Origin of the sequence: Salibacterium aidingense DSM 18341, assembly GCF_000429685.1 — a bacterium.
Taxonomy (GTDB): domain Bacteria; phylum Bacillota; class Bacilli; order Bacillales; family Marinococcaceae; genus Salibacterium; species Salibacterium aidingense.
The window spans coordinates 349,306-374,602 of record NZ_AUCI01000001.1 but is presented as its reverse complement, the minus strand read 5'-3'; the positions used below and the strand labels follow the sequence as shown (position 1 = coordinate 374,602).

The 25,297-nt window shown below is 44.3% G+C and carries 20 protein-coding genes and 2 pseudogenes; 21 read left to right on the top strand and 1 reads right to left on the bottom strand.

Annotated features, from left to right (window positions below):
* The first annotated feature begins 110 nt into the window (after positions 1-110).
* The 17 genes and pseudogenes from G475_RS24035 (at position 111) to G475_RS26225 (ending at position 20,235) form a co-directional block, all read left to right on the top strand.
* Positions 111-1,380 (top strand): annotated as a pseudogene (locus G475_RS24035) (ornithine--oxo-acid transaminase).
* Between the two features lie 244 nt (positions 1,381-1,624).
* On the top strand, positions 1,625-2,893 hold the full coding sequence (locus G475_RS0101760) for an extracellular solute-binding protein (protein ID WP_026699785.1): 1,269 nt from the start codon (positions 1,625-1,627) through the stop codon (positions 2,891-2,893).
* A gap of 15 nt (positions 2,894-2,908) precedes the next feature.
* Positions 2,909-3,829, top strand: coding sequence for a carbohydrate ABC transporter permease (locus G475_RS24030; RefSeq protein WP_233275712.1), 921 nt, complete (start codon positions 2,909-2,911; stop codon positions 3,827-3,829).
* A complete protein-coding gene (locus G475_RS0101750) occupies positions 3,829-4,671 on the top strand; it encodes a carbohydrate ABC transporter permease (protein ID WP_051302058.1) in 843 nt (280 codons plus the stop codon). Before G475_RS24030 ends, G475_RS0101750 begins: the two co-directional genes overlap by 1 nt.
* Positions 4,672-4,705: 34 nt before the next feature.
* Positions 4,706-7,831 (top strand): alpha-mannosidase, encoded by a 3,126-nt coding sequence (locus G475_RS0101745; protein WP_026699783.1) that lies wholly within the window; start codon positions 4,706-4,708, stop codon positions 7,829-7,831.
* A 214-nt stretch (positions 7,832-8,045) separates the two neighbouring features.
* Complete coding sequence (locus G475_RS27030; protein ID WP_156911597.1) at positions 8,046-8,222, top strand: hypothetical protein; 177 nt, start codon at positions 8,046-8,048, stop codon at positions 8,220-8,222.
* A 57-nt stretch (positions 8,223-8,279) separates the two neighbouring features.
* Positions 8,280-8,480 carry a M20/M25/M40 family metallo-hydrolase gene (locus G475_RS27025; protein WP_156911596.1) on the top strand — a complete coding sequence of 67 codons (201 nt, stop codon included), beginning with the start codon at positions 8,280-8,282 and terminating at the stop codon, positions 8,478-8,480.
* Positions 8,481-8,501: 21 nt separating this feature from the next.
* Entirely contained in the window at positions 8,502-9,227 is a 726-nt protein-coding gene (locus G475_RS27020; RefSeq protein WP_156911595.1) for a peptidase dimerization domain-containing protein, read from the top strand.
* A gap of 38 nt (positions 9,228-9,265) precedes the next feature.
* A complete protein-coding gene (locus G475_RS27865; protein WP_267880093.1) occupies positions 9,266-9,625 on the top strand; it encodes a hypothetical protein in 360 nt (119 codons plus the stop codon).
* A pseudogene (locus tag G475_RS24020) lies at positions 9,622-10,652 on the top strand (YfcC family protein). Before G475_RS27865 ends, G475_RS24020 begins: the two are co-directional and overlap by 4 nt.
* A gap of 69 nt (positions 10,653-10,721) precedes the next feature.
* Positions 10,722-11,642, top strand: coding sequence for a LysR family transcriptional regulator (locus G475_RS24015; RefSeq protein WP_051302056.1), 921 nt, complete (start codon positions 10,722-10,724; stop codon positions 11,640-11,642).
* 72 nt (positions 11,643-11,714) lie between these two features.
* On the top strand, positions 11,715-12,614 hold the full coding sequence (rocF, locus tag G475_RS0101725) for an arginase (protein ID WP_026699782.1): 900 nt from the start codon (positions 11,715-11,717) through the stop codon (positions 12,612-12,614).
* 420 nt (positions 12,615-13,034) lie between these two features.
* Positions 13,035-13,733 carry a GntR family transcriptional regulator gene (locus tag G475_RS0101720; protein WP_026699781.1) on the top strand — a complete coding sequence of 233 codons (699 nt, stop codon included), beginning with the start codon at positions 13,035-13,037 and terminating at the stop codon, positions 13,731-13,733.
* Positions 13,734-14,198: 465 nt separating this feature from the next.
* A complete protein-coding gene (locus G475_RS0101715; protein ID WP_026699780.1) occupies positions 14,199-15,251 on the top strand; it encodes a tartrate dehydrogenase in 1,053 nt (350 codons plus the stop codon).
* A 61-nt stretch (positions 15,252-15,312) separates the two neighbouring features.
* On the top strand, positions 15,313-16,665 hold the full coding sequence (locus tag G475_RS0101710; RefSeq protein WP_051302054.1) for a 2-hydroxycarboxylate transporter family protein: 1,353 nt from the start codon (positions 15,313-15,315) through the stop codon (positions 16,663-16,665).
* 66 nt (positions 16,666-16,731) lie between these two features.
* Positions 16,732-17,919: a mandelate racemase/muconate lactonizing enzyme family protein gene (locus G475_RS0101705; protein WP_026699778.1), complete on the top strand. Its 1,188-nt coding sequence runs from the start codon at positions 16,732-16,734 to the stop codon at positions 17,917-17,919.
* A 366-nt stretch (positions 17,920-18,285) separates the two neighbouring features.
* Complete coding sequence (locus tag G475_RS26225) at positions 18,286-20,235, top strand: CDP-glycerol glycerophosphotransferase family protein (RefSeq protein WP_051302052.1); 1,950 nt, start codon at positions 18,286-18,288, stop codon at positions 20,233-20,235.
* 50 nt (positions 20,236-20,285) lie between these two features.
* Here the strand turns inward: G475_RS26225 and G475_RS24005 are convergent, their stop codons facing one another.
* A complete protein-coding gene (locus G475_RS24005; RefSeq protein ID WP_035709778.1) occupies positions 20,286-20,921 on the bottom strand; it encodes a GntR family transcriptional regulator in 636 nt (211 codons plus the stop codon).
* 160 nt (positions 20,922-21,081) lie between these two features.
* On the opposite strand from G475_RS24005, the gene G475_RS0101685 reads away from it, so the two are divergent.
* Genes G475_RS0101685 through G475_RS0101670 form a run of 4 tightly spaced genes read left to right on the top strand, consistent with a single transcriptional unit; the run spans position 21,082 to position 25,295 of the window.
* Entirely contained in the window at positions 21,082-22,218 is a 1,137-nt protein-coding gene (locus G475_RS0101685) for a mandelate racemase/muconate lactonizing enzyme family protein (protein ID WP_026699777.1), read from the top strand.
* A gap of 12 nt (positions 22,219-22,230) precedes the next feature.
* Positions 22,231-23,178, top strand: a complete 948-nt coding sequence (locus G475_RS0101680) for an NAD-dependent epimerase/dehydratase family protein (protein WP_026699776.1) — start codon at positions 22,231-22,233, stop codon at positions 23,176-23,178.
* On the top strand, positions 23,171-23,656 hold the full coding sequence (locus tag G475_RS0101675) for a RidA family protein (protein ID WP_026699775.1): 486 nt from the start codon (positions 23,171-23,173) through the stop codon (positions 23,654-23,656). The genes G475_RS0101680 and G475_RS0101675 overlap by 8 nt, the downstream gene beginning before the upstream one ends.
* Positions 23,646-25,295 (top strand): thiamine pyrophosphate-dependent enzyme, encoded by a 1,650-nt coding sequence (locus G475_RS0101670; RefSeq protein ID WP_026699774.1) that lies wholly within the window; start codon positions 23,646-23,648, stop codon positions 25,293-25,295. The genes G475_RS0101675 and G475_RS0101670 overlap by 11 nt, the downstream gene beginning before the upstream one ends.
* Positions 25,296-25,297 lie beyond the last annotated feature (2 nt).

The following is a 25,297-nucleotide window of genomic DNA, read 5'->3' as shown; positions in this document are numbered from 1 at the left end:
AAAAAGTTTGCACCAAAATGCTGCCGTGGGGCTTCAAAAAGCACGAATAACTGCTGGCATTTTTTTTGCATAAAGGAAGGGCATCGTCTTATTGGAAAGGAGAATCTACATTGACAACGACGAAAACAATTATTTCACAATCCGAACAATATGGAGCAGCGAATTATCAGCCCCTGCCAGTGGTTATTTCCAGAGCGGAGGGTATCTGGGTAGAAGATCCGGAGGGGAAATAAATATATGGATATGCTGAGTGCCTATTCCGCCTTGAATCAAGGGCACCGCCATCCCAGCATCATCCAGGCTTTGAAAGAGCAGGCCGACAAAGTCACCCTCTCTTCCCGTGCGTTTCACAATGACCAGGCTGGATTGTTTTATGAAAGAGTAAGCCGGCTGACGAATAAAGAAAAAGTGTTGCCGATGAATACAGGAGCCGAAGCGGTGGAAACTGCGGTCAAAGCCATGCGGCGCTGGGGCTGTGATAACAAAGGGATTGAAGAAAACCAGGTGGATATCATTGCCTGTGAAGGGAATTTTCACGGAAGAACGATGACCGCCGTCTCCCTTTCTTCCGAAGCAGAATACAAGCGTGGATTCGGGCCGATACTTCCGGGTATCAAGGTCGTTCCATACGGGGATGCAGAAGCACTGAAATCCGCCATCACCCCTCAAACAGCTGGTTTTATCGTAGAACCGATTCAGGGAGAGGCAGGCATTGTCGTCCCTCCCGAGGGGTATCTTCAAGAAGCAAAAAATATTTGCGCAGAACACCATGTATTATTTGCGGCAGATGAAATTCAGACAGGATTGGGCCGCACCGGCCGGATGTTTGCCTGCGACTGGGAAGGCGTAAAGCCGGATCTGTATATTCTAGGGAAAGCTCTCGGCGGCGGTGTTTTTCCGATTTCCTGCGTGGCTGCCAACGATTCGATCCTGAACGTCTTTGATCCAGGGTCCCACGGTTCCACTTTTGGGGGGAACCCGCTCGGCGCCGCTGTTTCTATCGCAGCCCTCGATGTCATTGAACAAGAAAAGCTGCCCGAACGCTCGGAAAAGCTTGGAAACTATTTCAAAGAAAAACTGAGGGAGATTCACCACCCGGCCATCAAAGACATACGCGGGAAGGGTCTTTTCATCGGAATCGAACTGAACGAACCAGCCCGGCCGTACTGTGAAAAACTGAAAGAAAAGGGGCTGCTGTGCAAAGAAACTCACGAAACCGTCATCCGCCTCGCCCCTCCTTTAGTAATTACGGAAGCTGAGCTGGACTGGGCCGTCCGTGCCTGTCACGCCCCGGTTTTTGGGCCGTCCGTGCCTGTCACGCCCCGGTTTTTGTCGAATGAGCGGGATCGATCGTCACGCTCCCCATTCTGCCCCTTCTAATTAACCTATCACCTGGAGGCTGGGAACATTCCAGCCTCTATTTTTCTCTTATCCCCCCTCCCTCATCCCCGCCCTGGATTGGAAAAATGGAAAAGTATGAAATTGAAAAAGCGTTGTCATGTTATGTTTACCGCAAAAATATAGTGGGACAAAAGGCGTAAATGATATGGCATGAAGTGGGCCAAGCCGGGAAGCTCAGGGGTTTCATTTTTTAAAGCGCTTTCAACATGAAGGAGGAGTGGATTTGAATAAGTATATATGGGCCGCTATTATCTGTTCTTTGTTATTAATGATCACGGGCTGCGGAGGTGGAGACAGTGGTGGAGAAGAAATCGAATTAACGTGGTCTACCACCTCAGGTTACTCTCCGGAGGCCCCTACACAGGCAGCCAGTGAACATATTGCGGGGAAAGTAAGGGAATTTGAAGAGGCGTATCCCAACGTTGAATTAGTAACAGAGATCCAAAACAGTAATATCGATGAAGCGATGGCGCGAATTCTCGAACAAGCGGATAGTGGAAGAGCGCCTGATCTCGCAGCTATTGACAGTTATCTGCTGGACCGGTACAAAGACTATTTACAACCTTTGGATGACCTGATGAAAGAAAAAGGGATGGAAGAAGAGGATTTCTTTCCTTTTGCCCAGGATGTGATGAAGGGAGAAGATGGAAAAATCTATGGGTTATATATGGGGACGGATACGCGGGTGATGTACTATAACACCGAAGTCATTGACTCCCCGCCTGAAACATGGGATGAACTTATCGAGACAGCCAATGATATTCAAGCGGAGGGCTATGAAGGTATTATCCTGCCCGGGGGGAGAGGCGAAGGAGCGTCTGTGACTACGCTCTGGCCGTTATTTTGGGGACAGGGTGGAGAATTGGTGGACGAGGAAGGGAATCCAACCTTCGGTGAAGGGGAAAACAGAGAAAAAATGTTAGAAGTATTAGAAACGATGCAGCAGGCCGTAGAAGAAGGGGCATTGCCGCAAAGAATGAGCAGCTACGGGGCTGAAGGGGATCTTAACGAAGAAATTGCCGGTGGAAATGCGGCCATGTTTTTAGGGGGAAGCTTTCAAGAGTCTTTCTTAAAGGAAACATTAGGAGACGATTTTGAAAACTGGGATATCGCGCCTCTTCCCCAAATGGAAGGCGGCGAACCGGCTTCCACTTCCGGAGGATGGACGTGGGGAATTTTCACGGAGGATCAAGAAAAACAAAAGGCTGCCTTTGACTTAATTACCGACACGTTTATTACAGGCGAAGCGATGGATGCGCTTGATCAGCTCCCGGCTTTATCTACTTTATACGAATCGGAAGATTATGATGGGACGGAGTTTACGGAGAAATTCAGAGAATCACTGGAAACAGAAGCAAACGTTAGGCCGTCTGCCACGAGTTATAGAGTCATTACCGTCGAGATGCAGACCGCTCTATCAGATGTTATCGCAGGAAATAAAACCCCGGAAGAAGCATTAGATGATGCGTGGGAAGTGGCCAATTCCAACTAAGGCAGGTTTTAAAATATGGATGCCAACAATAATATGACCATAAATCATGCTGAGAAAAAAAGGGGGAGCTGGCGGTCATCGCCTCTTCTCTGGCTTATTCCTCTTATTGCTGTGTTAGCGTTTGTATTTGTATACCCTATATTTCAAATCGTTAGACTTAGTTTTACGGATGCGAACTTGATTGATGCGGATTTTGATTACACCATCAATTCATATATCCGATTATTTACGCTCCCAGGGTTTTACCAAATGCTGTCAACCACCAGTTTTTTTGTTTTTTTCAGTGTTGTTTTTCAATTGATATGTGGTTTTTTCATATCACTGTTAATCGTTCAGGGAGAAAAATTTAAGATCAAAGGAACGGTGATTGTTAGAACAGCAGTATTAGTTGCCTGGGCAGTGCCGGGCGTGATCATAGGTATCATTTGGAACACCATGTATAACGAAACCGATTCAGGAATATTTAATTACATTCTTAGTTTTATTGGGATGGGGCCGCAGCCTTTTTTATCCGATCCTTTATTGTCCCTGTTATCTGTAACGATAGCGAATATTTGGCGTGGAACGGCTTTCAGCATGATCTTAATTTATGCCGGGCTGCAGACCCTGCCTTCAGATGTCATTGAAGCGGCCAGAATCGATGGAGCCAATGCCATTCAGCGTTTAACACGTGTGATACTTCCAATCCTTTCCCCCATATTATTAATTAACTTAATTATTATATCCATTGATACGTTTAATACATTTGATATGGTCATGGCATTAACCGGGGGAGGCCCGGGTAGAAGTACTGAAGTCATTTCATTAAGCATCTATAATTCGATATTTAATAAATTTAATATGGGAGAAGGAACAGCTACAGCAGTCGTTTTGTTATTTATCAATGTGATGATGACGATGGTTTACCTTAAAGTGCTGGGAAGGAAAGATAAATAATGCCTTTAAAGAAAACAAATATAATGATAAAGGGAAGTCTGTACTTTAGTTACACTGTCATATTGATATGCTTTTTGTTCCCGTTATTCTGGGTCGTTTCTTTATCATTGAAAAACCGTCAGGAGATCTTTGCAGCTCCTCCCAGATTAATACCAAAAGAAATAGCATTTAGTAATTATGCTCATGTTTTACAGAATACATCAGTGGTTCAGTATTTGTTTAATTCTGGAAAAATTGTGATAGCTACTGTTCTCTTAACATTGGCCATTGCAATTCCAGCTGCGTTTGCCTTATCGAGATTAACGTTTAGATGGAAGCGAGAATTTCTTTTAATCATCCTTATGACACAAATGATATCTGCTGTAGTAGTATCTGTTCCCTTGTATAGGTTTTTTTCTCAGGTTGGTGTTCTTAATAATTTTTATGTTCTTGTAATAGTCTATGCAGCCGTAGTATTACCTTTTTCTACCTGGTTTTTAAAGGGTTATTTAGACACTATACCGAATGACTTAGATGAAGCGGCTATTATTGATGGGTGTAATCGATGGCAGACCCTTAGGAAAGTGATCTTTCCAGTCAGTGTGCCAGGTGTTGCCTCCGTTACTATATTAATAGCTGTTCAGAGCTGGTCTCAGTTTGTGGTGCCATTTATTCTGCTGGATGATTCCAGGTTATATCCTGTGTCTGTAGGAATTGTAAATCTACAATCCACGCAGACAAGCGTTACCACCCATTATCTGGCAGCTGGAAGTGTCCTGTCGATCCTGCCTGTTATTATTCTGTTTGTCCTGCTGCAGCGCTATATCATAAGTGCACTTACCAGCGGAGCTGTCAAAGGGTAGATACGATACTAGGTGAAGACGAGGAGGAATGTCCATGTTCTGGACGGTAGAAAAGGTGAAAGCTCGTATTGCCGAACTAAAAAGTTTCCGTTATAGGGATAGACGGAAAGTACATGCGTTCGATTTTATGGAAGAAGAAAACACTGAAGTGATCCCTTCCGCTCCACCGTCTTCCATTAATCAAGGCAAAATGCAAACAGGAGAAAAATGGAAAGGACGGGATAAATATATCTGGCTGGAAAAGAAAATAACGATCCCGGAAGAATGGGAAGGAAAAACAGCACTTGGCCTTTTCGATTTTGGGAAAACCGGCGGAGGACACAATTCCGGGTTTGAATCCTTGCTATACGTGAACGGCTCCCCTTTTCAAGGAGTGGATGCTAATCATCAAGAAGTTTTTTTCTCCAGGGACAGGATTGGAAAAACCGTGCTGCTCCAATTCCGGCTGTGGTCTGGGCTGGAGGGAATAAAAGGGAACCATGAAATACAAGAACATCAAATAAAAAAAGCCGAACTGGCATGGCTGGACCAACAGACGGATGACCTCTATTTCACGGCGAATGCTGCCATTGAAACGGTGCAGCTGCTTGCTGAAAATCAGCCGGAACGAGTAAATCTTTTAAAAGCATTAAATCAATCATTTCAACTCATCGATTGGACGAAGCCCGGCAGTGATGAATTTTATCTTTCCATTTATCAGGCAGATGAGTATTTAAACAAAAAAATCGACCACATTCATCAATCCCACCCTCTTACTGTCAGAGGAATTGGTCATACCCATATAGATGTTGCCTGGCTCTGGAGACTGAAGCATACGAGGGAGAAAAGCGGCCGGTCGTTTTCTACCGTACTCCGATTGATGGAACAATATCCGGAATATACCTTTTTGCAAACCCAGCCCCAATTATATGATTATATCAAAACCGATTATCCTGAAATTTACGAACAAATCAAGGAAAGAATAAAAGAAGGAAGATGGGAAGCGGGGGGAGCCATGTGGCTGGAAGCTGATTGTAATATCCCGTCCGGGGAATCTTTAACGAGACAATTATTATACGGGCAGCATTTTTTAGAAAAAGAATTAGGAATAAGCCCTTGCAACTATTTATGGCTGCCGGATGTATTTGGGTACTCCTGGGCGCTTCCGCAAATACTAAAAAAGTCCGGGATTCATACGTTTATGACGACCAAAATCAGTTGGAACCAATACAACCGCCTGCCTCATGACACGTTCATCTGGAAAGGGATAGATGGTTCTGAAATTTTGACCCACTTTATTACAACTCCGGATGGCTCCCCTAAATTCACCTATAATGGAGAAATAAAAGCAGCGAGTATCCAAGGCATCTGGGATAATTACAACGATCAGGAAATAAATGATGAGTTGCTTATTTCCTATGGTTATGGGGATGGAGGCGGCGGAGTCAATCGAGACATGCTGGAGAATATCCGCCGTCTTGATAAAATGCCCGGGCTTCCTAACGTTACAACCGGGAGAGCGGATACTTACTTTCAGAACCTTCACCAGCGAATAGAAGAGACGGAAGAATATGTGCACAAGTGGGATGGCGAATTGTATCTCGAATATCATAGAGGGACGTACACAAGCCAGGCGTACAACAAGAAAATGAACCGTCATATGGAACTCTTGTACAGGGAAGCGGAATGGGCCGATACGTTACATTATGTATTCAACGCTGCTTGGTCCAGAGAACATTCGGCATTATTTTCTCAGGGTTGGAAAATAATCCTGCGTAATCAATTCCACGATATTATACCGGGCTCCTCCATTCAGGAAGTGTATACGGACAGCAAAAAGGAATATGAAGAAGCGGACCAAATAGGCTCGAATATTAGACATACAAGTTTGGAACGTATCATGTCAAACGAGAATGATGCGGCGTATACCGTATTTAACTCTTCTTCCTGGGACGTAAACGGACTGGTTTTCATCCCAGCTGGGAGGGCTGCGCAGTGGGTTGATGAAAAAGGAAAGGTATTAAAATCCCAGTTAAGACATGATGGCGTACTAGTGCAAGTGGAGAATGTTCCGACTTTAGGATATACGACGATCTTTGAAAGTCAAGAACTTCCACATAAAGAGGGAGCCATTCCTTTTGAAATTTCTTCAGACTCTCTTTTCACCCCCTATTATCAAATAAAATGGGATGAAAAGGGTCATTTTACAAAAATATATGATCGTGAACACGCCCGGGACATACTAAGTCCTAATGAAAAAGGAAATGTCTTTCAGGTATTCGAAGATAAGCCATTACACTATGATGCATGGGACATTGACATTTTTTATAAAGAGAAAATGCAGATCATTTCAGATTTAACAGGGGTGGAAGTAATAGAGCAAGGGGCGCTGAGAGCAGTCATCCGATTTCATTGGAATTATAATACCTCCACCATTCAGCAGGATATCATTGTCTATGCCGATAATAGGCGGATTGAATTTCAAACTGACGTAGATTGGCACGAACAGAATCAATTGTTAAAAGTAGCTTTCCCGGTTGATATCCGTTCTACGGAAGCCACCTATGATATTCAATATGGAAACGTAAAAAGGCCGACCCACTGGAACACAAGCTGGGATTATGCCAGGTTTGAAACCGTCGCTCATCAATGGGTAGATCTTTCCGAAAGGGATTATGGGGTAAGTCTCCTGAATGATTCGAAATACGGGCATGATATAAAAGAAAACACGATGAAATTAACGTTACTCAAATCAGCAGTCATGCCGGATCCTTCTCAAGATCAGGGACACCACACGTTTTGTTATGCCCTGTATCCACATGATAAGGACTGGTATGAAAGCGGGACAGTAAAAGAAGCCTGGAGCCTTAATAATCCGCTGTTCATAAAAAAAGGGAAAATAAATAATGGCATGCTGTCCTTTTCGCTTTTCGAAACAGAAGCGGATCATATTATGATTGATGCTGTAAAACAAGCAGAAGAGGGAAATGAAGTGATAGTAAGGCTTCATGAATACAGCGGCAAACGAGGGAATATTGAAATGAAGAGCGGGGCGGAAGTGAAAGAATGGGTGGAAACCGATCTCATGGAAAAAGAAACAGGAGAAAAGCAGAGAAAGCCAGATATAGAATTTTCAATTTTCCCCTATGAAATAAAAACATTTAAAATAAAGATAGAGTAACATGGGATTCAATGACAGCATTATCTTAGCAGTTCCTTTAAGGGGGCTGCAGATGATAATGCTTATTTTTTTATGAAGTTGTGGAGAAGCGGTACTTCGTATGTGAGGGCATTAAAAAATTTTATAGCAGCTCTATAATTTTTTTATTTTTCTTTCGTTGGATGGAACTATAAACTTTTAATAGAAAGAAAATTTTGAATTAAGGAGATTCTTCATGAGGAACGAAAATAAATCGAATATTATCGAGGAAATCGACCGCCATAAAGAGAAATGGACGCAGCTGTCTCTACAGATTCACGACCATCCCGAATTAAGCTTTCAGGAATACCAGGCGATGGAATGGTTAACGGAACCCCTTTTTGAAGAAGGGTTCCGTGTTCAAAAAGCGTAAATTCCGGCATTACCGACGTCTTTTATCGCAGAATGGGAAGGACCAGAAGACGGGCCGGTGATTGGCCTGATAGCAGAATATGATGCGCTGGCCGATTTAGGCCATGCCTGCGGCCATAACATCATTGGAACCTCTGCGGTCAGCGCGGCAGCTGCTCTGAAAAATGCCGTTCCTGATTTGCCGGGAAAAATCGTCGTCATTGCAACGCCTGCCGAAGAAGAAGGCGGGGGGAAAATTATGCTGGCGGAAGAAGGCTGATTTGATGCACTGGATGCAGCTATGATGTGTCACCCGCGGGACAGGACGATGACGCTGCGGGGGAGTCTGGCCTGTGTAGATGTAGACCTTGCCTTTCACGGGCGCTCCGCTCATGCAGCGGCCAATCCGGACCAGGGAATCAGTGCATTAGATGCGATGATACAAAGCTTCATTGCGGTCAAGCAGATTCTGCCCGCGCTGCATCAATCTGCGAACATTCACGGTATTATTACCAAAGGCGGGGAAGCGACCAATGTCATACCGGACCATTGCGAAGCGAGTTTTCTGCTTCGTGCCGAAACCACAGAAGAACTCGGCCGGGTGAAGCAGCGATTTTATGAGGCGGTAGGCTGTTCTACACAGGCCATGGGAGCTTCCTATTCGGCAGATGAAGGCTTAACCTATGCCGAACGTATTAATAACCATACGCTTGCCAAACAATTCCAGCACAACTTAGAAGCGATCGGAGTGGAGGTGGATGATTCTGAAATTAAACAGGGCATCGGCTCCTCTGATATTGGGAATGTCAGTCACATTGTGCCGACCATCCATCCGTATATCAACATTGGGGAGGCCGTGACCCACACGCATGCCTTTACAGAAGCGACCCGCTCTGAAAAAGGGATGGATGGGCTGAATCAGTCTTCCAAAGCTCTGGCTCTGACTGCCTATGATCTGCTCACATCGAGAGAATTGGTAGAAAACGCAAAAACAGAATGGAAGCAAACCGTCTCAAAACGCTCATAACATAAAAAAGAAAGGAGAGGTTGTGATGCAGCAGCAAAATGGATTCATCGCCGGAAGAGAAGACGTGGGTCCGGCGCTTTTTGAAAATGCCACATACATATGTATTACTTGTGATTATCATTTTATTTGCCGCTCTCTTAACTTACGTCGTTCCGTCGGGAGAGTTTGAACGGGCGGAGGATGAAAGCTCCGGCCAGACTGTCGTTGTGCCAGGTACTTATGGAGAAACGGAAGCCGACCCGTTTAATCCCCTGTTATTTCCGGTTTCGATTGTAGAAGGGTTTAACGACGCCAGTGATGTCATCTTTTTTATTCTGATTATTGGCGGAACCTTTCAAATTATCTTATCGACCGGAGCGGTGGATGCCGTGACCGGATTTCCAACAAGGAGATTTTGATCATCCCTGCATTTCTGGCACTGTTTTCGGTAGGCGGCTTTACGATGGGGATGAGTACGGAATCCATGGTGTTTGTTCCCCTGGGAATTATGGTAGCCAGGTCGCTCGGCTATGATGCAATGGTAGGGATGGCCATAGTTATCCTGGGAACGAACCTTGGGTTTACCGCCGGTTTATTGAATCCTTTTAGTGTCGGAGTGGCACAGACGATTGCAGAGGTTCCGATATTCTCAGGAATGTGGCTGAGAGCTATTGTTCTCCTTGTTTTATTAGGAATTACAAGTATATATGTCACCCGCTATGCGTTAAAAGTGAAAAACGAGAAAAGCCGCAGTTATGTCTACGATCTGGAACTCGCAGAAAAAGACGACATGGCTGCTCAACAAATGGATACGACCATTACGAAAAAACATTTGGCTGTACTTAGCGTTTTTGCTGTCGGTATTATTGTGCTGCTGTGGGGAGTATCCGTTCATCAGTGGTATATCATGGAGATTTCTTCTCTATTCTTAAGTATGGGGATTGCCGCTGGTCTGATTTATGGGTATGGGCCGAGCCGGCTGGCGAAGGAGTTTGTCCATGGAGCCGGAAATATTGTGATGGGAGCTCTCATGATTGGCCTGGCCCGGGCAGTTATTGTTGTGCTGGAAGATGGGGCTATCATTGATACTATCGTTTACGCTGCTTCCAGCACCGTTGATATCCTTCCATCCTCCATTCAAGTATTGGGAATCTACGGTTTCCAGGTTTTTGTTCAGGATCCGGACAGGCGGCTATTACGATGCCGATTATCACGCCGCTGGCGGACCTTCTCGGCGTTACAAGGCAGACAGGGGTTTTGGCTTTTCAATTGGGGGATGGCATGACCAATCTCCTCAATCCGACGTCTTCGACGATTATGGGAGCCTTGGCGGTATCAGGCATCGCTTTTCATAAATGGTTCCGTTTCGCCTTTCCGCTTATCTGCATCTGGCTGATTTTTGGAGCGGTGATGGTCGTCATCGCCAACTTCATTCACTACTCCTGACCCCAGGGTTGAATGCTTGGAAACGGACTGGTTTAATAAAGGGAAAAGCAGAAAAAAGGGGTCAGTTCCATGGATGAAAAAGATTGCCAGATGCTTGTTTTTCTGGAGGAAGAACCCAACATCACCAAAGCGGCCGAGCGGTTATACACATCCCAGCCGGCCCTAGCCTACCGCATCCGTCAGATTGAAGAAGAGTTCAACATAACGTTTTTTCAAAGAGAAGGCAGGAAAACAGCATTGACCGATGAAGCCCTCTATCTCGTCCAACATGCAAAAAGGCAGAGAAAATTGCTGAAAGAAACAAAAGATAAGCTGTGGATGATGCAGGAACCGGGAGCCGGCTTCCTGCGGATCGGGGTAACCAATTATTTCTGCCATTATATTTTTCCCACATTGCTTGGAGAGTTTCATCAAAAGCACGTTAATATTAAGTATTACGTCAAGTCCGGCATGAGTTCTGAAATTTTCTCGCAGCTGCAGGATGGCACGATTGATATAGCCATCATTCGCGGAGACTTCTATTGGGGCGGGGAAAAAGTACTGCTGGATGAAGAGAATATTGGGATGGTATCGAAAGAACCTATCCTAATGGATGACCTGCCTTACAGAGAAAGAATTGCGTTTCAGGAACCGGATTATCTTTCTTATTATCCGAATCAGACGAAAATTGCGATTGAAAATGTCGTAGATCAGTGGTGGCAGGAATATTTTCAGGAACAGCCCAATATTGTAATGGAGGTCAATAATTATGCTACATGCGTGCGCATGGTCGAACAGGGACTGGGCTACGCCATCGTACCGGAATTTTTTCTCGATGACAGGCAGGGGCTGCATTTTTCCCCGCTTGTTTTTAAAGACGGGACGAAAGCGACCCGCAGAACCTGGCTTTATTACCGCAATCAGCAGGATGCCAGGCAGGCTGTTGCGACGTTTGGTAGCGTTCATCATAGAGTATTACGGCCTTTCGGAAAAGGGGAAATGACATCTTAGGCATAGAGTGTTCTTGCAGGAAAAATAGAGAAATATAATAAATGGGAGAGATAAGAAGGGGAGAGTCACTGGATGAATGGAAGAAAAACGATTTCTGTTATTGGGGTGCCCATGGATTTAGGCCAGGTCCGCCGGGGGGTGGATATGGGCCCGAGTGCGCTCCGTTATGCCGATCTGCATGAGCAGCTGGAAGAACTAGGGTATGATGTGAACGATAAAGGGGATTTGCGGGTAGAACGACCTGAGGCCCAAAAAGAAGGGTTGAAAAACCTCCATGAAATCGTTCAGGTGAGTACGGAGCTGATGGAACATTTTACGGAAGTGTCACAGCGGGGCGAATTTCCGCTCGTACTGGGAGGAGACCACAGTGTTAGTATCGGATCGGTGGCGGCGGCCGGCATCCAGGATGAAACCCTTGGATTAATCTGGTATGATGCTCATCCTGATTTGAATACCGAAGAGACAAGTCCGTCCGGTAATATCCACGGGATGCCCCTGGCGGTGAGCCTTGGCCTCGGACATCCCCAATTAACAGGGGTTGGGAAGGCAGTTCCGAAAATAAAACCGGAGAACATTGTCATTATAGGGGCCCGCTCCATTGATGAGGGGGAAAAGGAGCTTATCCAGCATCACGGCATCAAGATATATACAATGCATGATATTGACCGTCTCGGCATGACTCGGGTCATGGAAGAAAGCGTTCAGTATTTCGACCATAAAACGAGCAATGTGCATCTGAGCTTTGATCTGGATGCCCTCGATCCCCAGGACGCTCCGGGCGTCGGAACCCCTGTTCTCGGGGGCATCTCGTACCGGGAAAGCCATCTGGCCTTTGAAATGCTCTCCGAAGCGGACATTGTCACCTCCGCCGATGTGGTCGAGGTGAATCCGATATTAGATCAAAGAAACCAAACCGCCATCATGGCCGTCGAACTCCTGACCTCTTTATTTGGGAAAAGACTGCTCGACTAGTGCCTGTCACTTTCCGAAGGTTGTTGATATTTGTCGAATGGTATTTTGGTTTTTCAAAAATGACTAGCTGATTAGTAGAATGTTTATAAAATGGAAGATACTTGGATCGCTGTGTGACGACTCGGATAAACCCAAAGGCGAATACATGAAACTTAGAAACAGATTAAATCTGAATGAGTTGTTCCGTTCTACTTTTGACTGTCTTAAAGCGGATGAATACTTGCTTTAAGACAGTTTTTTTACTGAAAAAAATTCAGTTTAGGAAGAAGGATGGTGTTTCACCAGTTTTCGTAAAGGGGTGGTCAAACCTTGCCAAATTGGGAAAATCAGCTTTTTAAACTTTAAATTTTAGGGTACAATATTAATGATGAAGCAACACCACTTATAGTAGAGTTATATTTGATAAGAAAAGGTGAAAGTATGGATGATTTTGTCATAGATAAACGTATGCCATATTATGAACAATGTTATTATACTATCAAAAAAATGATATTTAACGGGATGCTGGAGCCGGGGGATCGTCTCAATGAAACCCAATTAGCGAAGGATTTTAACGTGAGTAAAAGTCCTGTAAGAGAGGCCATCCGCATTCTTGAAAAAGAAGGCCTATTAGTAGTTGATCATTCCGGAGTTGTTGTATTCGAACCTACAATAGAAGATATTAAAGAGATTTATCAGTGCCGGATGGCGCTTGAATCGTTTGCGGTAAGCCTGACCACAGAATTGGCTCAGGATATTGAATTGAATGAACTTGAAAAAAAATTGGCAGAAACCGAGCAGGCAATATTGGAGAATCAAGATTCAAATACAATCATCACCTTAAACAGCCACTTCCACAGCTTAATTGTAGAATTTTCCAGAAATCACCGGCTTCGAAAACAAATTGAAGATATAAGAGGGTTAATCTATTATTTCCGTGTTTTGAATTTTAAGGGGGACGATCGGGCCCGGACGATAGTAGAACAACACCGCCGCATTTTCTCCCTTATGAAGGATAGAAAAGCGGAGCTCGCCTCGAAAGAAATGGTACAGCATTTGCAGCATGATATTGACCACTTGCTTGAGATTCTAAAATCCCACAACGAAAACCAGAATTCCTCTGAATCAAATAGTAACTGACACTCCTCCCCTATATATACCAAATAATGATTGACCGATAACAGCGAAAGATAATCTTTCAAGCACCCAATGAATGCTGCGGGTGCTTTTTTCATCTTATTTTTACGGTCTTAATAAGATTAGAATTACTTTTTTTCATTTATTCGAAAAGTGATTGTATGAGAAGTTATAATAATCAAATTTATCTAGTTTAGTTGGCCTGAATTCTAACGTAGCCCCTGGCTAAGCATTCTTTTTTTATACAACATGGAAAAGTGAGGATAAGCTATCTTATCAACATTAAACTTTTTCGGTAAAAGTGACACTGTAACCCTGCTGCTTTTAGATTTTTGATCGTTTTTTTTCGAAACGGATTTCAAAAATTCAAATATTTATGTTGCAAAATTATTATTTTTTCGATACGATGCAAATGAACCAGTCGACCAGTCGACCGTCGTCTAAAAACAATTAAAGGAGATGAACAAGGTGAAAACGTTGAGAGTCGCAGCTATTCCTGGTGATGGGATAGGAAATGAAGTAGTGCCAGCCGCAGTCAAAACTTTGGAAGCGTTATCAAAAATATCCGGTGATGTAACGTTTGAGTTTACTTATTTTCCTTATGGCTGTGAGTACTATTTAAAGCATGGAGAAATGATGCCGAAAGACGGGTTGGCCAGATTAAGAGGATTTGATGCCATTTTTCTTGGAGCGGTTGGAAACGCTGAGCTTGTACCAGATCATATTTCTCTCTGGGGGCTGTTAATAAAAATCCGCCGGGAATTTCAACAGTCAATTAATGTTAGACCTGCCAAGGTGTTGAAGGGGGTACGCTCTCCGCTAGCTGATCCAAAAGGTTTTGATTTAATGGTGGTGCGCGAGAACAGTGAAGGGGAGTATAGTTCTGTTGGAGGAAGAATTTATCAAGGAGAAGATGAGATTGCCGTACAAAATAATATTTTTTCAAGAAAAGCCACAGAACGTGCGATGCGTTTTGCGTTTGATCTTGCTTTGAAACGCAATAATCATGTCACGAGTGCGACTAAGTCGAATGGTATCGTTTATACCATGCCATTCTGGGATGAGATATTTGATGAAGTTTCTCAGGGTTACCCTGATATAGAGACAGAGTCCCAGCACATTGATGCGTTGACGGCTTTTTTTGCAACCTATCCGGAAAAATTTGATGTGATCGTGGCAAGTAACTTATTTGGAGATATATTAACGGACTTGGGTGCTGCCCTCATGGGAAGTATCGGTGTGGCGCCAGCTGCCAATATTAATGTTAATGGAAATTACCCATCTATGTTTGAACCCGTCCATGGTTCAGCCCCTGATATTGTGGGGAAAGGAATTGCAAATCCAATGGGACAAATATGGACAGCTAAAATGATGCTCGATCACCTCGGGGAAGAAAAAATGGGACGGCATTTGCTGGATGCCATTGAACGTACAACAAGTAAAGGTATCGTAACTCCGGATCTGGGCGGAACAAACACGACAGAAGATGTAACCGAAGAGGTTATCAAGCAATTACATTAATTGAAAACGCTTACTTATATGTGCCGCTATTCATTTTTATCAAATAAAAGGATGTGAGAAAATGAGCGTGGAAGAGAGTACGGCTTCTGAACATGAACACGTAAATAGGGAGGAGCAGCGGCCAAGAACAAAGATTATTGGTTTGGAGGTTCCAATTTTTTTTGGAGTTGTCGCTATTGTTCTAATTGGAGTATATATGGAGATACTCCCGGATAATTTAACGAGCGGCCTTATTGTAGCGATGGTATTGGGAGGAGCTCTCAAATGGGTTGGTGATCGCATTCCTGTATTTAATACGTTTGGCGGAGGCCCGATTCTTTGCATCTTAATTCCTGCCTTATTTCTATACTGGGGTATCTTCCCGGAAAGTTTAGCCACCCTGACTGATGATTTTTACACAACATTCGGATTTGCCGATTTAGCAGTAACGGGAATTATTGTCGGAAGTATTTTAAGTATGGATCGAAACCTGTTAATGAAAATTGGAATAAGGTTTTTTGTGCCGTTGTTAGGAGCAGTATTATGTGGGCTGCTGGCCGGAGGGCTCGCAGGCCAATTAATTGGATTTGGATTTACTGAAGCGATGTTTTTTGTAGTGGGCCCCATTATGGGAGGAGGGATGGCGGCGGGAGCTGTCCCTATGTCTGAAATTTACGCTGCCAGCCAGGGAGGAGATCCAGGAGAAGTGTTAGCCAGGCTGGCTCCGGCGGTAATGGTAGGAAATATGATTTGTATCTTAGTTGCTGGGGCATTGAATGGTCTAGGTAAAAGAAAAAACAAAATGAAAAACTTTTCTGGTGACGGAGCTATGTTGAGAACAAAGGGAAAGGAGCAGACGTTTGAGGCAGATAATAATAAGGATTCGGCATTTCCGTTTTCGATCAACAACTTAATTATCGGTATTGTTATTTCTTTAACCCTTTATATATTAGGAAATGCGCTGGGTAGTTTAATTCCTGCTTTACACCCTTACGTCTGGATTATTTTAGGAGCAGCGTTGCTGAAAATTATTAACATCTTACCGATGGAGATCGAAAAGGCGGCAGGGGATTGGTATGAATTTATTACAAAAGCATGGGTGCCTGCTGTATTGGTTGCCATTAGTGCCGGGATGATAGACTTTGCAAGTGTACTTGAAATCGTTACCAATCCCAGCTACATTAGTTTAACGATTCTTACCGTTATCATGGCTGCACTAGCTGCAGGCTTTATAGGTTTAATGGTAGGCTTCTACTTTGTGGAGTCAGCTATTGGTGCCGGATTGGGGATGGCCGACATGGGAGGATCTGGTGATGTAGCAGTATTAAGCGCAGGGGATCGAATGGGGCTCATGCCTTTTCTTCAAATCTCCTCCCGTATAGGGGGAGCAATGATGTTGGTTATCCTCTCTCTTCTATCCTCCATACTAATGTAAAAACCAAATACTGAAGAACATTTAAAAGAAATAAAGCGCAATCTTTTATTGAAAGAGGTCATTATTATGAAAATCACGGATATAAAAATAATTCCAGTAAATCGTTTCTTATATGTAAAGGTCTTTACGGATGAAGGAATTAGCGGAATAGGAGAATCCGGAGCATGGGGTTTTCTGGATGCTTCTGCGGAAGCAGTGGAAACTTTTAAAACGTATCTCATCGGGAAAGACCCATTGCAAATAGAACATCACTGGCAGTACATGTATCGTTGTTTCCACTTTAGAGGCGCCGCGATTATGGGTGCTATCAGTGCAATAGACATTGCTTTATGGGATATTGCCGGAAAATGGTTTGATGTTCCCACGTATACGTTGCTGGGAGGAAGATGCAGAGATAAGGTGAGAACGTATTACCATGTATCAGGAGAAACGACAGAAGAGCTTGTCGCCGCCTGTGTCAAAGCCAAAGAAGCAGGTTACAATGCGGTCGGCCATTTATCTCCGTTTCTCGATGAACCGAGAAGTAAAGCCTATTTCCTTCCTTATGCAAAAATGATAAATGAAGCGGTGGATAGAGTACGTCAAATCAGAGAGGCAGTGGGAGATGATGTAGACCTTTGTCTGGAATTACACCGTAGAATGAAACCTGGAGAAGCCATTGCTTTTGCACAGGCGGTTGAAAAATACCATCCTTTTTTCTTAGAGGATCCGGTGATTCCAGATAATTTTGATTCCATGGCTCTGGTTGCCGAAAAATCAAATGTGCCAATAGCAACGGGTGAAAGAATCCATACGATTCAGGAATTTGAAATGCTTTTTTCAAGAAACGCCATGTCTTATGCCAGAACCAGTGTCTGTTTATGCGGAGGCATTACCGGAACTAAAAAGATCGCTGCGATAGCTGAGGCGCATGGTATTCCGATCGTTCCTCATAATCCATTAAGTCCTGTTAGCACTGCGGCATGTCTTCAAATAGCCATCGCAACCGAAAACCTGGCGATCCAGGAGCTTCCTGACCACGAAACAGTGTCCGCGACGGAAAAATATACAAGCTCTAAGGCAGTGAATCAGAAATCTTTTAAACAGAGTGACATGGTTACCTGGGTTCCAAGAGCTTCGCAGGGGTTTATTGAAGTTCCCGATAGACCGGGGATAGGAACAGATGTAGTCGAAGGAGCGGAAACCAAATTTCCTTACAAACGAAGAGAAATAAACACAAGACTAAGTATTGACGGGTCTATTGTGGATCAATAGCTAAAACAGTGCCTGTCACGCCCCGGAAAACCTCGATTTTTGTCGAAAGTGATGAAACACAGAAAAGCTGAAAAACTGCGCCATTACACGCGGGTACAATAAAACCCTGAGTCCGGGACATGGTACATAAAACGTCCTGGTTCAGGGTTTTATTGTTTATTCCAACGTAAAAGACTACTATAATCAAAGGAGCATCCGCTGAAAATAGGGAATACCTTAATTTGGAAAAATGGCAGGAGAAGAGTAACATTAAAAAAAGGTTAATGTATGTTAAAGTAACAGAAATAGAAAAATACATAGAAAGAAGCATTCCGTTAAGGATCAAAGCCTTTTAGATAATGCACAAAACGATTGAGGTGACCCCCTGTGGTTTTCGGCAAGGTGAAGAAAAACATTAAAAGAAACCTTTATAAAAAGGTGTTTCTGAACACCAGTATAGATAAGCAGTTAATTATTTTCGAAAGCAATCTGGGCCGGAATTATTCGGGCAACCCTAAAGCGATTTATGAAAGAATGGTCGAACGGTCCCTGGATGAGGAGTATACGATCGTCTGGATTTTTGAGGAGCCGGAAAAATATCAACTTCCGGGAAAGGCCAAGGTCATCAAAAGAAATAGCATTCCTTATTTTTATTATATGGCCAGGGCTGGATTCTGGGTGATGGACTGCCGGCAGCCCAGGGTCTTTGTGAAACGGAAAGGAACTACCTATATTCAAGCCTGGCACGGCACCCCGCTGAAAAAGCTGGGACTGGACCTGGAGGCCATCCATATGGCTGGGAGCCAGTCCCTCAAAAAATATAAAAATAATGTACGCAAAGATACACAGCGCTGGGATTATTTAATCTCCCAGAATCGGTATTCCACCAAAATATTCAGCAGAGCTTTTAATTTTTACAATAATATCCTCGAAACAGGATACCCGCGAAATGATGCACTGGTTCGTCAGGACACGGAAGCAAGGGTTCAAGAGATAAAAAAGAAATTCCATCTTCCCCTGGATAAAAAAATCATCCTTTACGCCCCCACCTGGCGTGACAATCAGTACTATTCCAAAGGCAATTACCGTTTTGACATGAAACTGGATCTGGAGTTCCTGCAAGAAGAGCTCGGAGATGATTATATTTTTCTTCTGAAGATGCACTACCTCGTCGTCAATCAATTAAACGCGGAGGCCTATCCGGATTTTGCGTATGAAGCCCCCTCTGAAGCTGATATACAGGAGTTATTTCTGGCAGCAGATATCCTGATTACCGATTACTCTTCCGTTATGTTTGACTACAGTGTCCTGCAGCGCCCCATGATTTTCTTTGCCTATGATTTAGAGGAATACAGAGATTCCCTGCGGGGTTTTTATTTTGACTACGAAAAAGAAGTACCTGGTCCGATTGTCCGGAATAACCGGGAGCTTGCAGAAGCCGTGCATCATGTGACAGACAATGCCCGAGCCTGCCGGCAAAAATATGAGGCGTTTCTGGAAAAATTTAATCCGCTGGATGACGGCCGGGCCTCGGATAAAGTGATCGCGCTTCTTCAAAAAGGCGACGTCCTCTCGTCCGCCGTTACTGAAGACGATGTTCGTGTCAGGTACCAGGACGGGGACCTAATAGTAAGGGACACGGCATCAGCCGGAGGTGTGATTGAGAAAAAAGAGCTTATGGTAAAAAGCCAATCGGAAAAGGCTCCACTGGATATCGTCTTCCCGATGAAGGAGGACAGGATCTCCCTGAAAGATGTCGTACAGACTTGTGAAAAGCTGCAAAATAAGCATAAACAGTTCGAGGTATTGTTAAATATCAAGTCAAATGGTGCAATGACAAGCCTGAAGGTCAACCATCACGCGATGTCTAATCCTGAAGCTGTACCAGGAGGGGAATTCCATCACAACTATCTGGTGACTTTTAATGAGAAAGGCATACTGATGATCAGCCAAAGCAAGAAAGTAGCGGAACAAATAAAAGCAACGCCGCCATTTGTGGAAATCACAGAGGTGTCTCCGGAATTTCTGAAGGAAAACCAATTATTGTGGGAAGACCGGTCCAGTGCAGCTAAATACTACTTTGAAAAAACAAAGGACTCCTACCGGATCGATATCACAGACATAATGAAACCAGGGACGGTCTTTGAACTAAAATATGAAAGCCAAAACCAAGCCGTGAGACGTTTCCTGACAACGCGCCTGGACAAGTTCGATACGACGCACATCTCTCACGGGAAACATGACGTCCAAATAACGTCAAACGAAAAAGGAACGATAACGTGCCTGTCACCCCCCGGATTTTGTCGAATGCCACTAATAAAAGCTCTGTGGAGATAAACTCTACAGAGCTTTTATTGTATGTGCCGATTTTTTTGTCACCTGAAACTTTATTTTATATGCTTTTCTAATAAAGTAATGGCCCGGTCCATGTCTTGTGCTTCTATGGCGTTTATAATTTCCTGGTGCTCCAGGGCATGGTCTTTCAATGTGGTGTCAAGCTGCTGGCCGAGCTTATAAAAATGGATTCGTATTCTGTTGATAATGCTGTTCCAGATTTGTTCGAGAGACTTTGAACCAGAAAGAGTGACTAAATATTTATGAAAGTTTAGATTGTTTTCCACCAGCGTTGGCAAATCTTCATGTTCTCCTGCTTCGACCATCTGATCGACGAAATGTTGTAATTGCTGAAGGTCCTCGTCCTGAATCGGTTCTTTTTCAAACCGCTTGATGGCATTGCTTTCCAGTATAATCCGAATAGGAATAAACACATCATGAATTTCTTCTTCCGTAAACGTGGCAGCTACGGTCTCTTTGTAGGGGAAAGAATGAACCAAGCCTTCTTGTTCCAGCTGCCGGATCGCTTCTCGGATAGGCCCCCGGCTGACGCCAAATAGTTCTGCAATTTCCTTTTCCCGGATTCGTTCTCCGGGTTGTATTTCTCCGGTTAAAATCGCGTCTCTAATTCTTATAAATACTTGTTCCCGCCGGGAAGAAGGAAGATGCTTATCTATCTCAATTTTCATTCTATTCACCTCTTTCTCTATCATGAAGGAAGATAAAAATAAAAACAAGGAAAATCATAAGATTGTTGACAATATTGTAAGTTCATTGTAGTATTGTTAACAATCTTATATTTCAGAAAATTAATATTTATAGCAATTAAATAAAATCGAGGTGACGACAGTGAAAGTGGTGGAAATTGACTCCATTCCTTTAAGCTATCCATTAAGAAATGGAGACAGCTATGGAAATGCACGCGGATTAGTGACAGCAAGACAATGTACCCTGGTAAAACTGAAAACCGAAAGCGGAATGATTGGTTACGGAGAGGCTTTCGGATCTCCAAAGATTATTCATTCCTTGATTGAAGAATTAAGAGAATGGTTCTTGTCCAAGCAATTGTTTGACTATCCAACTATTGCCAGCAAACTACTGAATGGTTTTTATCATCTTGCGTCGAAAGGTTACTTAGTATGCGCCATCAGCGGCATAGAAATGGCAGCCTGGGATGCGATGGGAAAAACACTGGGGATGCCGGTTCATAAATTACTGGGCGGCAAAGCACGGGATACCTTTATGGCATACGGGTCTACTGGTTATATCACAGAATCAAACAGCCTGGAAAGACTGAAGGAGGAGGTTCATTTAGTAGAAAGCAGCGGTCTCCAGGCCATTAAGATAAAAGTCGGAACCAGCCTGCAGGAAGATATAGAAAGAGTGGAAATCGTTCGTACACTCCTGCCGGATATTAAAATCATGGTGGATATTAATGGGAACTACACCCCTGATCTTGCTATTCAAATGATTGAAAGACTGAAACCCTTTGAGCTTTATTGGGTGGAAGAACCGGTACCGCCGCACGATCTGCATGGTTTTCGGCAAATTAAGCATGCGGAGCCCGGGATTACACTGGCAACAGGAGAAGCGGAGTATACGCGCTATGGTTTCCGAGAGTTAATACAAGAAAAGTTAGTGGATATCGTCCAGCCCGATCTTGCTAAATGCGGGGGCATATATGAAGCCAAAGCCATTTCAATGATGGCTCAGGCAAACAATATCAGGATTTCCCCACATGTATGGGGCGGAGTTGTAGGGAGATCCGCAGCATTACAATTGATGGCGTCTATCCCTTATTATCCTCATTCTTTAAAAGAACCTGAGCCTATGATGTTTGAGTATGATCTTGGAGAAAATGGCCTGCGCGACGAGATAGGCACCTCACCGATCCAGCTTGAAAATGGAACAATCACCTTATTGGACAAAATCGGCCTGGGAGTAGAACTGGATGAAGAGAAAGTACAGCACTACTGCATTAGTTAAGGGGGAGGGAAAATGAAAACAGTTATTATCGGAGGCGACGGATTTATTGGATCCCATATCGCCAGAACATTCATACATCATGGCGCTGCAGTCACCACGTTCGGCCCTGGCGTGGGAGAAAATCTGTTGGAGGATCTTGGAGAAAATGTTCAGCAAATCAAGGGAGATATCACCGATTTTCCTTCCTTGCAGCGTTGTCTTTTAAAAGTAAAACCGGATGTGCTTATTCATCTTGCCGCATTTGGCGCCGGAAAAGACGGACTGGCTCAGGGGGCCCGGCATCATCCCGATAAAGCTCTTCAAGTAAACATTCATGGGTTTTACAACGTGATCGAAGCTGCTCAAATTGCGCAGATTAATAAAGTATTATGGTCCAGTTCCACAACGGTATATGGATGGAAGGAGGAATACGCCCCGGTTAAGGTGGATGAAAAGATGGCGGTTAATCCGCACACCTTCTACGGCTCCACGAAAGTCATGGATGAGTTGATGACCAATTACTATCGTGATATGTACCAGATGGAAATCGCAGCATTCCGGCTGCCGCTCGTGTATGGGCCCGGCCGCTGGTATAAAGGAGCAGGAAATAGTCTTGTAGATTTATTTGAATCCGCCCACCGGAAGCAGTCATTAACCATCAAACAGCATGAGCAGCCTATGGACTTAATGTATGTAAAAGATGTGGGAGAGCTATTTTATAAAGCAGCTATAACTGCCAGGCCACTCGAAAACATATACAACGTAAAAAGCCACACGACCACCTGGGAAGAACTTGCAGAGACGGTCAATCAATGGACAGAGTCCTCTCTCATCCGGGCGGAAAAACAGTCCTCCCAACAGAATACTTACCCGCTGATTGACGTTTCCAGAGTGGAGAAGGATTTACGATATGTTCCTGATTATGACGTAAGGAAAGCCTGTCGGGATTACTTAAAAGTATTGGAGGATGAACATGTCTAACTATGAAACCAAATTGGAAGAAATGGGATATTTATTGCCTATTGCGGCTAAACCTTCTTTTGACTATGTGCCTGTTGTTGTTCACCACGATATAGCCTACGTCAGCGGCCAGCTTCCAAAAGTGGAGGGGGAGGTGAAAGTAAAAGGAGAAGTGCCTGCGGTGGTGAGCATAGAAGAAGCGAAGGAAGCTGCCATTACTTGTATTTTACAAGGCCTCGCCTGTATTAAACAACATACCGGTTCGCTTGATGCTATTGAAAAAATTATAAAAATAACCGGATATGTTCAGTCCTCCGAAGGGTTTGATGCCCAGCCCCGTGTGATAGACGCCGCTTCTGCTCTCTTAGGAAGCGTGTTTGGAGAAAAAGGACGGCATGCCCGTGCTGCAATTGGTGTTAATGCGCTTCCCAGAAGCACCCCGGTAGAGATAGAAATGATAGCTGCAATAAACAAAGAAGGGGATTTTTATGGAAAATAACTGGACCGTTGCAAAGCAAATTGTCGAGATCATGAAGCGGGAACAAATTGACCGTGTCTTTTCTGTTCCGGGAGAAAGCTTTCTTGATCTAATGGACGAAATTTATAAGGACGGGAGCATCGATTTTGTCGCTGCGAGGCACGAGGGCGGAGCCTCTTTTATGGCGGAAGCATATGGAAAAGCGTCGAAAAAACCCGGGGTAGCTGCAGCAACCAGGGGAGTAGGGGCATCCAACCTTGCCATCGGAGTGCATACAGCTTATCAGGATTCCACCCCGATGGTAGTTTTTCTCGGACAGGTCGAGCGGCGATTCCGGGGGCGGGAAGGGTTTCAGGAAATAGAGCTTGAGCAGATGTTCGCCCCCATGACGAAATGGACGTATGAATTAACAGACCCTGGAAGAACAAATGAAATGGTCAGTCGGGCTTTCCGGATTGCTCAATCTGGACGGCCGGGACCGGTGGTTATCTCTCTGCCGGCCGATCTATTAGGAGAAAAAAGCGCCTATAAAGAGCTTCCGGGTTACCAGGTGTCCCGCCCCTTTCCGGAAGTAAATGAAATTAATCAAGCCGTTGAATTATTGCAAACAGCAAAACGGCCGTTGATCGTGGCCGGAGGCGGTGTCCTTTTATCCGATGCTGAAGCGTTATTACAACGCTTTGCTGAAAAGACTAATATTCCAGTGCTGGCTTCGTTTCGGCGCCATGACGTCATTCCAAACAATCACGAACAATATGTAGGACATTCTGGTCTTGGGACCCTTCCGGCTATTCTGGATACGGCCCGTCAAGCCGATGTAGTACTGGCTATTGGAACTCGTTTCTCCGAAATTACAACTCAAAGTTATTCACTCTTTTCAGAGCAAATGACGCTTCTTCACATCGATATTGACCCAGATACGCTGGGAAAAGTTTATCCTCCTGATGTTGGCGTAACGGCAGACGCTGCCAAAGCATTGACAGCTTTATTAGAAAGTACGGTGCAGCCTAAAACGGAGTGGAAAGAGTGGGCCAAGCAGCGTCGGAATGCCTATTTGGAAGCAACGGCCATTCCAGACAGGCCGCACCCAGACACCGTAGACATGCAACAAATTATTAGAAACATGCAGAATATTCTGCCGGAGGATGCGATTATTACAAACGATGCGGGGAACTTTTCCGCCTGGCTCCACAACTACTATCAGTTTCATAATGCCCATACCTATATAGGTCCTACCAGCGGGGCAATGGGCTACGGCCTGCCGGCAGCGATCGCCGCGAAACTTGCCCGGCCGGAGCAGACAGTCGTTTCGTTATCCGGGGATGGCGGGTTTATGATGACGGTGCAGGAGCTGGAAACAGCCAAAAGAGAAAATGTGCCGGTGATTGCCCTTGTATTTAATAACAGCATGTACGGTACCATCCGTATGCATCAGGAAAAACAGTTTCCAGGCCATGTGATTGGAACATCACTGGCAGATATTGATTTTACTGGATTGGCAGAAGCTATAGGTATAAGAAGCGAGCGTATAAAGGATGACGCTTCGTTTGCGGACGCGTTAAAAAGAGCCATGGAGCAAAAGGAACCTGCTGTTATTGAAGTAATCTGTGACCCGGAGAAAATTTCGGTATTATCGGACCTTTCCGATTTTCATAAATAAAA